Annotated in this window: 9 protein-coding genes; all 9 read left to right on the top strand. The window is 44.8% G+C overall.

The window, feature by feature from the left end:
- Positions 1–57 precede the first annotated feature (57 nt).
- The 9 genes from ACYQ3Q_RS09700 to ACYQ3Q_RS09660 all read left to right on the top strand — a co-directional run bounded on the left by ACYQ3Q_RS09700 (position 58) and on the right by ACYQ3Q_RS09660 (position 12516).
- Positions 58–1185 (top strand): acyltransferase, encoded by a 1128-nt coding sequence (locus ACYQ3Q_RS09700; RefSeq protein WP_459928368.1) that lies wholly within the window; start codon positions 58–60, stop codon positions 1183–1185.
- 303 nt (positions 1186–1488) lie between these two features.
- Positions 1489–3363 (top strand): polysaccharide biosynthesis protein, encoded by a 1875-nt coding sequence (locus ACYQ3Q_RS09695; protein ID WP_459928367.1) that lies wholly within the window; start codon positions 1489–1491, stop codon positions 3361–3363.
- Between the two features lie 16 nt (positions 3364–3379).
- Complete coding sequence (locus ACYQ3Q_RS09690) at positions 3380–4735, top strand: nucleotide sugar dehydrogenase (RefSeq protein WP_459928366.1); 1356 nt, start codon at positions 3380–3382, stop codon at positions 4733–4735.
- A gap of 181 nt (positions 4736–4916) precedes the next feature.
- The gene (locus ACYQ3Q_RS09685; RefSeq protein ID WP_459928655.1) at positions 4917–5963 is read left to right on the top strand and encodes a Gfo/Idh/MocA family protein; all 1047 of its coding nucleotides are present in this window, start codon (positions 4917–4919) and stop codon (positions 5961–5963) included.
- 548 nt (positions 5964–6511) lie between these two features.
- On the top strand, positions 6512–7357 hold the full coding sequence (locus ACYQ3Q_RS09680) for an N-acetyltransferase (protein ID WP_459928365.1): 846 nt from the start codon (positions 6512–6514) through the stop codon (positions 7355–7357).
- Positions 7358–7692: 335 nt separating this feature from the next.
- Complete coding sequence (locus ACYQ3Q_RS09675; RefSeq protein WP_459928364.1) at positions 7693–8784, top strand: DegT/DnrJ/EryC1/StrS family aminotransferase; 1092 nt, start codon at positions 7693–7695, stop codon at positions 8782–8784.
- 18 nt (positions 8785–8802) lie between these two features.
- Positions 8803–10137, top strand: a complete 1335-nt coding sequence (locus ACYQ3Q_RS09670) for an O-antigen ligase family protein (protein WP_459928363.1) — start codon at positions 8803–8805, stop codon at positions 10135–10137.
- Entirely contained in the window at positions 10134–11264 is a 1131-nt protein-coding gene (locus tag ACYQ3Q_RS09665) for a glycosyltransferase family 4 protein (protein ID WP_459928362.1), read from the top strand. The genes ACYQ3Q_RS09670 and ACYQ3Q_RS09665 overlap by 4 nt, the downstream gene beginning before the upstream one ends.
- Position 11265: 1 nt before the next feature.
- Positions 11266–12516: a glycosyltransferase gene (locus tag ACYQ3Q_RS09660; RefSeq protein ID WP_459928361.1), complete on the top strand. Its 1251-nt coding sequence runs from the start codon at positions 11266–11268 to the stop codon at positions 12514–12516.
- Positions 12517–12525: the final 9 nt, after the last annotated feature.

Genomic DNA, 12525 nt, shown 5'->3' with positions numbered 1-12525 from the left:
TACAGAATCCCAAAGAATATTAAGTTTGAAACGCAAAGAAGGGAATTGTGGATTGACATGATTAAGGGTAGGAGTAGTCAAACAACAACCCAAACAATTGAGGAAATTAATTATCTCAGAGGATTTGGTGTTGTGGCCGTTATTGCTATCCATACAACAGGTTATTTTACAGAAGTTCCGCAGTTTAATACGTTAGTGTTACTTAATTTATGGATCGATATCTTCTCCCAGTTTGCAGTGCCCTTATTTATCTTGATCTCAGGCTTTGTTTTAGCGAAGAAATATCGCGATAACTTTTCTTTGCTAGAGTTCTATAAAAAGAGGGTACGATCGGTTATTCCACAATACATCCTATTTTCTTTATTATATACAGTATTTAATAAAGGTGCTGTTATACAGAGTAACTCACTAAGTTCAAATTTCAAGCTTCTATTCACAAGTCTCTTAAAAGCTGATGCATCCTATCATCTTTGGTTCTTTCTAATAATTATTCAATTTTATCTTTTCTATCCGATCATCATTAAGGTCTATGATTTTTTTGGACGAAGAGATAAGACAGAACTGTTGGTCACCTTATTGTTGATTATCCAGACGATGTATATGGTAGGTATATACACCCCTTACTTGACGGTCATTAAGATTAACTTTATAGGTTATATTTTTTATTTTGGAATCGGAATTTACATATCCGATCATTATGATTTCTTAAAAAGTCGATTCAGTCGCCTAACTCCCCTTTTGCTGACATTATCGTTGGCGTTAACCATCGCAGCTAGTTTTTTTATCATCATCGGGTTGACAACAGGGTATCGCTATAATACTATTCCGGCCTATTTCTTTATAGGGGCAGAACTGATCTATCCAATTTTTAGGGTTATTACCTTTTTGTTTTTATATAATCTCGCCAGAGATCTTGTAACGAAAAGGAGTGTCCTTGCGAAACTTGTACATAATATAGGGGTATACTCTTTCGGGATATACTTAATACACATCTTTTTTAATCAATCGATGATTAAACTACTTAAGAACCATAATATTCAATATGACGATTGGATATTCTATCCAATCGTGCTCGTGATGACCTTAATATTTAGCTATGTAAGTGTAAGATTGATTAGTTTTTTACCCTATAGTTATTTTATTATAGGTTACCAAGCTAAGAAGAAGACTTCGCTTAGAACCTAAATCAAAGCCTGCCAGCAAGCGTTGGTGAACGGTTGCTAGTTGTAAAACCAAGTTAGTTGTAGTAAACTTTAGAGCGATATAGGAAACTTACTTCAGGTGGAGTTAACTCCACCTGAAGTTTAGCTGAACTTATCCAGGGGCTTAGCGCCACTTATCTCCCACTTTGTTGGGGACATTCCTGTCCCGAAGAACAGCTTTTACTTCAGCAGGTGTGTCCCCTTTCCTCAAAAGTGGGAGTCTTAGTGGCGGTTAGCCATCGGATAAAGTTTACTGGCTGGTTTACTCAAGAAGGGGCTGAGTTAATTGTCATTTCGCAGACGAACGATGATCTTAATGCTGATTGATGCTATGTTGATCAACTTGGCAGCCTTCGGCAGTTTTTATTTGCGCTTCGAAGAAGGTATACCCTTAGATTATTACCAAACCTATTATCACACAGCCATTGGTGCGACAATTTTATATCTTGCGGTGTTCTACGTCTTTGGGTTATATAATCGTCTTTGGCAGTACGCAAGTACGGGGGAACTACTCTCCATTGTTTATGCAGTGACCGTTGGAACAGGTGGGACAGTGGCGGTAGTTTATTTTTATGGTTTATCGAATGCTGCCACTCTCTCTTATATTAGGATGCCACATACCGCTGCGCTGCTTCTTTGGTTAGCCATGGTATTTTTAATTGGCGGTTCGAGGTTTATATGGCGGATCTTACAGGAAAATGCTTTTGAACGACACGTCCCAGGCTCGCAAAAACAGGTACTTATTGTTGGGGCTGGCGATGCCGGGGTATTAGCTGCGCGAGAATTAAAAAATCGCAATTATCGGGATGGACGTCCTGTCGCTTTTATTGATGATAATCATTCAAAACAGAAGCTGCAAGTGCTTGGAATTCCAGTCTTGGGCACGCGCAAGGATATTGCCCGAATCGTAAAAGGGCATAACGTCGATGAAGTGATTATTGCCATGCCATCAGCTTCAGGAGAATCTGTTCGTGAAATTGTGCAAATTTGTGAAAAGTTAGGGGTCGAGCTTAAAATCATGCCCGGCGTCTATGATATTATCAGTGGGGATATCAATGTCAATCCGATTCGGCAGGTGCAAGTGGAGGATTTACTGGGACGTGACCCTGTTTCTGTTGATTTAGAGGAAGTAGCGGGCTATGTCACAGGAGAGACAGTGTTCATCACAGGTGCAGGAGGCTCGATAGGCTCGGAAATCTGCCGCCAGATTGCTAGGTTTAATCCAGGAAAACTTGTCTTACTAGGACATGGAGAGAACACTATTTTTGATATTGAACAGGAGTTGCGTGCTGAACGCCCTGGAATCGACTATATAACAGAAATATTAGATATTAAAGATCGGGAGAAGGTCTTCTTGATTTTTAATAGATACAAGCCTGGCGTCGTATTCCACGCTGCAGCCCACAAGCATGTTCCCTTGATGGAAAGAAATCCCGAAGAGGCTATGAAGAATAATGTGATCGGTACACAAAATCTGGCAGAGGCAGCCGATAAAATCAATGTAAAAACCTTTGTTTCTATTTCCACCGACAAAGCGGTCAACCCCACAAGTGTCATGGGGGCAACCAAACGAACGGCAGAAATGATCATCCAAAGCTTGGATCTTCGCTCAAACACAAAGTTTGTGGCAGTTCGGTTCGGAAATGTCCTAGGAAGTCGAGGGAGTGTCATTCCTACGTTTAAGCGACAAATTGCTCAGGGCGGTCCGGTTACTGTGACCCATCCTGATATGGTGAGATATTTCATGACGATTCCAGAAGCTGCTCAATTAGTCATTCAGGCAGGGGCTATGGCCTTGGGTGGGGAAATTTTCATTCTGGATATGGGTAAACCCGTTAAAATCGTCGATTTAGCAAAAGACTTGATTCGACTCTCGGGCTTCGAACCCGATGTTGATATGAAAATTCAATTTTCAGGGATTCGCCCAGGAGAAAAGCTCTTTGAAGAGTTATTGACCGCTGAAGAAGGGGTTACTTCAACAAAGCATAGTCGGATTTTCGTCGCTAAACCAAACCATATTAACGTTAAACTTTTAGAAGAGCTTACACATAAAGTCCGAGAGCGAGGTAGTTATCTAACGCGAGATGAAGTCATTGAATTGTTACAGACTGTCATTCCAAACTTCCGTAAAAAGGCGGCCAAAGTAGTAGTCAACCAATAAGGAGGAAATCAAGAAGATGATGACCGTGAAGAACGTCATAACTAGCAATGATGTTGTAGCAAAAACATTAAAAGAAAAAATTCTAAAGCATGATGCACGCATAGGGGTTATCGGTTTAGGGTATGTCGGGCTTCCTTTGGCTGTAGAAAAAGGAAAAGTCGGATTTCCAGTCATAGGTTTTGACATTAACTCAGCACGTGTTGACCAAGTGAATGCGGCAGACAACTATATCGGAGATGTCAAGGATGAGGACCTTAAGGATATTATTCAGAGTGGTATCTTTGTAGCTACTACGGATTTCTCTCGTCTGACTGAATGCGACGTAATAATTATTTGTGTCCCCACACCTTTAACAATCACCCGTGATCCAGATATATCGTACATTCAGTCATCGACAGATGTGATTGCTAAATATCTGCGCCCAGGGCAGTTGATTACGTTAGAAAGCACGACTTATCCCGGGACCACGGAGGAAGTCATTCTTCCCTCCCTAGAAAAGAAGGGACTTAAAGTCGGCAAGGATTTTTTCCTCGCTTTCTCACCAGAACGCGTCGATCCAGGAAATAAACGCTTTAGCACGAAAAATACCTCAAAAGTAGTGGGGGGGATGACCCCGATCTGCTTAGAGATAGCGTATGCACTTTATATCCAAACTATCTCGAATGTGGTGCCCGTCTCTTCGCCTGCCGCTGCGGAGTTAACGAAAGTCTTTGAAAATACTTATCGGGCTGTAAACATCGCTATGGTCAACGAATTGATGATGCTTTGTGACCGGATGGGAATCGATATTTGGGAAGTCGTAGAAGCTGCCGGTACAAAACCCTTTGGCATTCAGACGTTCTATCCTGGACCTGGAGTAGGTGGTCACTGTATTCCAATCGATCCGTTTTATCTTACCTGGAAAGCGCGTGAATACGATTTTCATACCCGCTTCATTGAGCTTGCGGGAGAAATCAATGTGGAAGTTTCTTACTTTGTGATTAATAAAGTGGTTCGAGCCTTGAATGAAGTCAATAAGAGTTTGAAGGATGCGGAAATCTTTGTCCTTGGTGTAGCCTACAAAAAAGATATTGACGATATGAGAGAATCACCCGCTTTGAAAATCATTGAACTCTTGCGCAAGCAGGGGGCAAAGATTACCTATCATGACCCATTTATTCCGGTCATTGAGCCGCATGGCGGGAGCACACTCCACATGAAGAGCGTGCCTTTGACGGATGAAGTCTTAGCTAACGCAGACTGTGTATTGATCTTGACCGACCATAGCACAGTGGATTATGATCGAATTGTTGATAAGGCTAAACTTGTGGTGGATACACGGAACGCTACAAAAGGCGTCTTGGAAAATCGTGAGAAGATCGTTAAAATCTAATACAAATTAGTCGGCGATTGTAGCCTATAGCAACTCAGGTTTAAGGGGAATCGGCAGATTCCCCTTAAACCTATACTTGTCGAACAGAAATCAAATTGCGGCGTGAGGAAATCCATAACTAATTGGGAAATCTAAATAGTGAACTACAAATCTAAATCAAAGAAAAGAGTGGTTTGAATTGATGAATGGAGAAAAGAAAATGCGGTTTGCAATCATTGGGTGCGGGCGGATTGCCCCAAAACATGCGGAATCCATATTGGCAATTCCTGAAGCAGAACTTGTTGCAGTTTGCGATATAGTACCAGAGCTTGCCCAAAACTTTGCCGATAAATACGGAGCAGAGCCCTATACCGATTATATGGAAATGTTAAAGAACGCAGATATTGATGTCGTCACCATCGCTACTTCAAGTGGGATCCATGCTGAAATCGGAATTGCTGCGGCTGAAGCAGGGAAGCATGTTTTAGTCGAAAAGCCCATGGCCATGACCCTGAAAACCGCTGACGCCATGATTGCTGCCTGCCGCAAAGCCGGTGTTAAACTCGGTGTTATTCATCAGAATCGTTTTAATGATTCGGTGAAACTTCTGCGCAGGGCTGTGGAGGATGGCCGTTTCGGCAAATTAACCCATGGACAAGCTACCGTCCGCTGGAATCGTAATGACAACTATTATACCCAAGCACCTTGGCGTGGAACGAAGCTCCATGATGGTGGAGTCTTAATGAATCAGTCGATCCATAACATCGATCTTTTACAGTGGACATTCGGTCCAGTAGAGTCGGTTTTTGGATATACAGCGACCTTTATGCGCAAAATTGAAATGGAAGACATGGGAGCAGCTGTTATCAAGTTTAAGAGCGGCGCCATCGGACTGATTGAGGCTGCCTCAACCATCTATCCCACGAACATTGAAGAGACCCTTAATGTTTTCGGTGAGACCGGTTCCGTCATCGTCGGCGGAATCGCAGTCAATAGAATCGAAGTCTGGGAATTCCCGGACAGTGTAGAAGAGAAAAAAGAGATCTTCGAAAGTCAAGAAGGGGATCCTCCGAACGTGTACGGCTTTGGACATAGAGAGCTAATTTTAGATTTAATACATGCAATTCGAGAAGATCGGGAACCTGCCATAGCAGGAGAAGAAGGACGGAAGGCTTTAGAGATTATCTTGGCGATTTATAAGTGCCAGGAGACGAAGGAGCCGGTTGTGTTTCCGATGGAGGCAGAGTAAGATAGGAATCCGAGGCCGAGGGATTTTGATTTACAACGTTCACTCCGTAAGCTGCGTAGACCAAACTAACGCTCAAAGCCGTCCGCTCCGACGAGTTCCCGGCAATTCGCCATCCTTGGCTCAGTTGCCGGTTGGAAACATCCTTGTTTCCAACTCGTCTCCGCTGCCTGCTTTTCGCGAAGTTTGGTAAGCTACTCGCTTAAGTCGTTCTCTTTTGTAAATCAAAATCCACGTAATGCTTACAAGAACGAGAACTTGTAAGTATACCTTCGAAGAGACCCTTAATCTTGGTCCGTCTCGTAATCTCAGCTTAGAGAGTTGCTTTACAGCAAGTGTGAGCCCTCTACGTGAGCAGCTTACCAAACTTAGGCTAACCTGCACTTGCATCAGCGGGGCTGGATCCAAGGATGGATCCAGCGCCAACTGAGACAGGAGTCGAATTTGGCGGAACCCCGCCACTTGCATCAGCAGGGTTGCCTTTAGTTTGGTCTGCGAGCGTAGGGGCGGAGCGGCTGTAACGCAACTCTCTCACGAAAGGAGCAAAGATAATGACTCATCATCAAATCCCCTCCAGTACAACCGTACCAGAAAGTGTAACGATCGGACCGTTTTGCGTGCTCGGAGAAAATGTCGTGCTCGGAGAAAATGTGGTCTTGGGCGTCGGCTGTGTCCTTAGCGACGGCGCTAGGATTGGGTCTGGCAGTGAGCTGGGAAACTATGTTAGTATTGGTGAACGAGCGGAAATTGGCCCTCGGACCCGCATAGGGGATCACACTACAATTTACCCTCAGGCCTTGCTTGGAGAGGACGGCTTTATCGGCAGTAACTCTTCGATCGGTCGTTTGCCGAAGGCTGCAGCTACCAGCACCGTCAAAGCTCAGGCGGACTTGCCTCCTCTTCGGATGGGAAATGGGTTCACGGTTGGATGTTCTGCCGTCCTCTATGCAGGGACGAGCTATGCGGACGCGGCCTTTGTCGGAGATGGAGCTGTGGTGCGAGAGAGATGTTTGATCGGGCAGAACGTAGTCATCGGTAGCGGAGTGGCAGTAGAAAATGATACAAAAATTGGCTCATTCACAAAGATCCAGACGGGTTCGTATATCACAGCCTATATGGAGATTGAAGAACGAGTGTTTATTGCTCCCATGGTTACAACGACCAATGATAACTATATGGGGCGTACGGAAAAACGTTTCAAATCAATCAAGGGTGCGACAATTCAGCGCGGGGCCCGTATCGGTGGAGGGGCCATCCTTTTGCCAGGCGTGAGAGTTGCTCCAGAGACCTTTGTTGCCGCAGGCGCACTGGTTACCAAAGACACCACAGAAAAACGTGTCCTAAAAGGGTTCCCAGCCAAAGATGTTCGGGAGGTTCCTGAAGAGGAGCTACTATAGGGTCACTGAGGCGGTTCGTGGGTCCTGCAAGTATGCAAGTTGGGGATGATTCCCAACTTGCATGCAGGAAAAATTCGTTCCTCGCGATGGAAGCAAGAAAACTGTCCCCTCGCTTCCTAAGTCGCAAGACAGGAAGATTCTTGTCTTAAAGAGCACAGAGAGATTGCGTAAATGAACGCAGGCCAAAAGTGAGTGAGATTGAATACAACTCGAGAAAGCAAATCAAGAACCGTCCCCAAACTTGCAAAGGCGCTGACCCACAACGAACACCTATCGCCGTAGGATGTTAAGAAACTTCCTCCCCTAATAAATCTGTAGAGAAAGGGAAGATTAATATGAGTATTCCACTTTTAGATCTGAAGGCTCAATACCTAACGATAAAAGAAGAAATTGATCAGGCCGTCCTTAACGTGCTGGACTCATCGGTCTTTATTCTCGGTCCGGAAATGAAAGCCTTAGAAAAGGAAATTGCTGCTTACTGTGGTACGCAGGAAGCTGTGGCGGTGGCTAATGGTACGGATGCTTTAGTGTTAACCCTTAAAGCCTTTGGCATTGGCCCTGGGGATGAAGTGATCACCACGACCTTTACGTTCTTTGCCTCGGCGGAAACCATTGCTCAGGTTGGAGCCACTCCCGTATTCGTAGATATTGATCCAGTCACCCTGAATATGGACCTAACTCAGCTGGAGAAGAAAATAACCTCTCAGACCAAAGCGATTATTCCGGTACATATTTTCGGTCAGATGGTAGATGTTGAGAGGATCATGGAAATTGCTGCCCGTCACGATCTAAAAGTTATTGAAGACGCTGCTCAAGCGATTGGGGCAGAGTATCGGGGCAAAAGAGCGGGTTCTATCGGACATGCTGCAACCTTCAGTTTTTTCCCTACTAAAAATTTAGGGGCTTACGGAGATGCAGGAATGATCGTTACGAATGATAAGGACTTAGCCTCACAACTGCGGATGCTCCGTTTTCATGGTTGCAAAACAAAGTACTATCATGAAGAAATTGGCTACAATAGCCGTCTTGATGAGATGCAAGCTGCTATATTAAGAGTTAAGCTGCGTTATTTAGACGTTTGGAATGAAGGACGCCGAGAAAGGGCCAAGCTCTATGATGAACTTCTTGCCGACACAGGGATTCAGATACCGGGTCGAGATCCGCAAGCATTGCCTATCTATCATTTATATGTCCTCCGTACCGAAGAGCGTAGTGCTCTTATGGAGCGCCTGAAGTCTGGTGGAGTAGCCAATGCTATCTATTATCCCGTGCCTCTCCACTTACAAAAGGCTTTTCGGGACCTGGGATATAAAGTAGGGGATTTCCCAGTAACGGAAAAAGCGTGTGAACAAGCACTTGCGATACCATGTTATCCGGAATTGAGCCTTGAACAACAATATGAGATTGCCAACATCATTAAAGGTTAACAGCTAAGGAGGTAACAAATGTTTTGGAACACAGGGATTACTCGTGCGAACATCAATAAATTATATCTCCTTATCGGGATAATGTTATCCGCTATGCTTCTTCCCTCGCTAGAAGTCCGTCCGAGTTTGCCGCGTGTTCGTTTGGATGATGCGCTAATCTTTGGGGCATTTGCTGTCAATCTGCTCTTGCGCTTAACACGTCGTACCAGTAATTACTCGTATGATTATGGGTCGGAGCATGAGGGAGAGAGAAGTGGTATAAGAACAGTAACTATAGTATTTTTACTATTCTTAGCGTCTATCATAATTTCGAATCTTTATGCCGTGCTGTTCTTAAACGGGTCCTTCGGCATACGGGATGTCATGGAAGGGGTTACACTCCTCAAGTATTATTTGATAATTACGCTAGCAGTTTCCCTGAGGTTACAAGGCGCTGAATTCGAGGCCCTCCGCAACACGTTTCTCGTAGGGTTGGGTTTTATACTGTTACTTTCGTGGGGGCAATTTCTGAATCTGGCCAATGTCAATGAGTGGCTAACCCCTTTCTTTGCCCAGGCCCACTTGGATAACCTTGTGAATGCTAATCCACCTCGCGTTTTAGGAACGTTTGATAACCCGAATGTTATGGGCATTACGTCAGTTCTGACGATGACATTATTTGTGACCTGGTTTTATTTCCGGAGAAATGAGCGCCTCCAGTCAGTGATTCTTTTTTTGGCGATTGGCTTAACCTTGAAACTAACCTTTATGACCATTTCTCGAACAGCTCTCTTAGCGACGGCAACGGTACTCGTCTTTCTAAGTGTCTGGGCCACGTTTAAATTCAACTGGAAAAAGGGTGTCCTCTTTAAAATCCTAGTATTACTGCTCCTCACGTTAACCTTGTTTTTCACCTCTCCCAGGGACTTTGTGTCTCGAATGAATGAGGCAACCAATCTTGAAAAGAGTACCTCGGCCCAAGGGCACCTCATGAGAGCGGGAGATGCCATTGAATTTATCAAGCAATCCCCTATCTTAGGTTGGGGTACAGCTAAGGATACGATGACCACGCTTGTAGATAATGAATATGCTTTGGTGACCCGACGCTATGGGGTTATCGGTTTAGCTATATATCTCTGGTTATTTCTCCGACCTGTTAAAGCAGCCCTGAGGAAGATAAGATCCTTTAATTTTTACGGATTTGAGCCAGGGATAAAGGAAAATAAAATCCTACTGGCCATTGCCTTTGTAGCATCAACACTGGCGATATTTGTCTATAATATTACGGCAGGGGCCTTCTATAACCTGCAATTGATGACTCTGGTTGCTCTATTTATGGGCATAATCTACAGAACAGAAGAGGAAAGAGATTGAAAGTCTGTATCTTAACGACAGCACATTCTCCCTATGATGAGCGCATTTTTCATAAGGAAGCCAAAAGTTTAGTCGAAGCGGGCTACGAAGTTGTCGTTATAGCCCCTTATGAGAAATCCGAACAAAAGGAAGGCGTTCGCATTCAGGCAGTGCCTCCTCTTTCCTCTCGGATGGATCGAATTTGGCGTCTGAAAGCTCTCTACAAGCTCGCGCTTCAGGAAAAGGCTGACATCTATCATTTTCATGATCCAGATTTAATTCCTGTGGCCTTAAGGCTTAGTCGTAAGCATCGGAAGCCGGTTGTTTATGATGTCCATGAATATTATGGGGATAGTCTTCTGACGCGTTATTGGGTGCCTAAGCCATTCAGAAAGCTTGTGGCGCAGGCTGTGGATCAGTTCGAAAAATGGTCGGCACGATCCTTTGCCGCGGTCATTACAGTTAATAGCCACATGGCTGAGCTTTTCCAGCGAGTTAACCCTGAAGGAGAGATCCTACATAACTATCCGCTTCAGCGTCAGTTTGATTTTCCGCGTCCTGTAAACGTAAAACCACCGGTCATCTTATATCTCGGGGGAATTAACCGAGAGCGGGGTCTGGAAGTCATCTTACGTGCTATGACAAGTGTGAGAGAAAAACATCCTAAAGCAATTTGTGAACTTGTTGGTCCTGTAGATTCTGCGGATTTAGGTCCGGAATTTTCGGATCTCAATCCTTGGTTGAAACAGGGAAATGTAAGATTGAGGGGTAAAGTTCCCTATGAGCAGGTTCCTGAAATCTTGGCCCAAAGTTCTATTGCTCTTGTTCCTTTACTTCCCACTCTTAATTATCAAAAGGCAATCCCTGTTAAACTGCTTGAGTATATGGCAGCAGGTCTTCCCGTGATTGGCTCACGCTTTGGCTATATCGAAGAGATTATTGACAAGAACCAATGCGGTTTATTAACAAAACCTGGAGATCCGGAAAGTTTAGCTAAGGATATTTGTACCTTCTTAGAGGACCCCCAAAAAGCCTTGGACTTCGGGCAAAAGGGTTGGGATGCTTTTCACCGGGAATATACTTGGGAAAAAGAACAAAGCAAACTCTTAGAACTCTATCAGCGAATCCTTACAAAGGCGGATCATTAAGATGCGCGTTTTAATGCTTTCTCACATGTACCCAAATTCAGTTAGCCCACTAGGTGGAATTTTTGTTCGCCAGCAGGCTAGAGCTTTGGCGCGTCTTGGGGTAGAAGTGAACGTTGTAGCTCCAGTGCCTTGGATGCCAACATTCATGGCTGGACGAGGAAAATGGGGAGGTTATCCATGGGTTCCCTTTGAGGAGCAACCCGATGGATTCCCAGTATTCCACCCCCGTGTTCTAGAATTCCCCAGATCTCTATTTTTTGAGTACTACCCCCAGACTTATGCTTATGGGCTACAAAGAGTTTTTACGGACCAAATCGGACGAGGCGTGGATATTATTCATGCCCATGTCGCTCACCCCGATGGTGCTGCGGCTCTGAGCTTCGGATTGAAGTTTAATATCCCAGTGGTCGTTACAATCCATGGTCAAGATTTCGCGTACACCTTGAAACGAAGTCGAACTTGTGCTAAGAGTGTCCGAACAACGCTCAAAGGCGCAGCGGCAGTTATCCTAGTCAGCCAAAAACTCAGAAGCCAATATGCACTAGAAACTTGGGCGGAGCAACTTGAGAAATATAGAATTATCTATAATGGCGTGGATTTACAAGACGTGGTTCAGCCATTAGAACTGCAGGGTCTAGATCTGCAGGGATCAGAACTTCAAGGAACCTATTCGGAGCAGGGGTTAGAGCAGGGACTAAGGACGTCACGACGTCGTCTGCTTACGGTCGGGTTCCTGCGCCCGGATAAAGGGCATGCTGTGGTCATAAAGGCACTGCCAGAACTGATTCGCGAATTCCCAGACTTAGAATACCGAATTGTGGGAGACGGGTCAGAACGGGCTGAACTGATAGCTCTAACTAAGGAATTAGGATTACACAGCCATGTCGTGTTCTTGGGAAGTCTGCCCCATCATGAGGCCATGCAGGAAATGGCCCAGTGTGAAGTCTTTATCTTGCCGAGTTGGAACGAAGCCTTTGGGGTCGTATATTTAGAGGCGATGGCTCACGGCAAGCCGATTATTGGCACTACTGGAGAAGGGATCTCAGAGGTCCTTGCCCAAGAATCAGTGGGCAAGGCTGTTCCGCCAAGGGATATTTCGGCTCTTACTGAGGCAATCCGGGAATTCCTTAGGAATCCAAGCCAAGCCAAGGGGATGGGAACTCGTGGCAAAGATTTGGTCAGTCGCCAATTTACTTGGGAATACAATGCCCAGAAAACCTTAAAGGTCTATGAGGAGATCATGACTCGATAGAAGGGAGGA

The organism is Desulfosporosinus burensis, assembly GCF_054657535.1.
This window is presented reverse-complemented; position numbering and strand designations above follow the sequence as displayed.

What these genes read in the sequence shown, in the direction of transcription:
- ACYQ3Q_RS09675 (WP_459928364.1), top strand. Translation starts at nt 7,693, where the DNA reads ATGAGTATTCCACTTTTAGATCTGAAGGCTCAATACCTAACGATAAAA.
- ACYQ3Q_RS09660 (WP_459928361.1), top strand. Translation starts at nt 11,266, where the DNA reads ATGCGCGTTTTAATGCTTTCTCACATGTACCCAAATTCAGTTAGCCCA.
- ACYQ3Q_RS09685 (WP_459928655.1), top strand. Translation starts at nt 4,917, where the DNA reads ATGAATGGAGAAAAGAAAATGCGGTTTGCAATCATTGGGTGCGGGCGG.
- ACYQ3Q_RS09670 (WP_459928363.1), top strand. Translation starts at nt 8,803, where the DNA reads ATGTTTTGGAACACAGGGATTACTCGTGCGAACATCAATAAATTATAT.
- ACYQ3Q_RS09700 (WP_459928368.1), top strand. Translation starts at nt 58, where the DNA reads ATGATTAAGGGTAGGAGTAGTCAAACAACAACCCAAACAATTGAGGAA.
- ACYQ3Q_RS09680 (WP_459928365.1), top strand. Translation starts at nt 6,512, where the DNA reads ATGACTCATCATCAAATCCCCTCCAGTACAACCGTACCAGAAAGTGTA.
- ACYQ3Q_RS09690 (WP_459928366.1), top strand. Translation starts at nt 3,380, where the DNA reads ATGATGACCGTGAAGAACGTCATAACTAGCAATGATGTTGTAGCAAAA.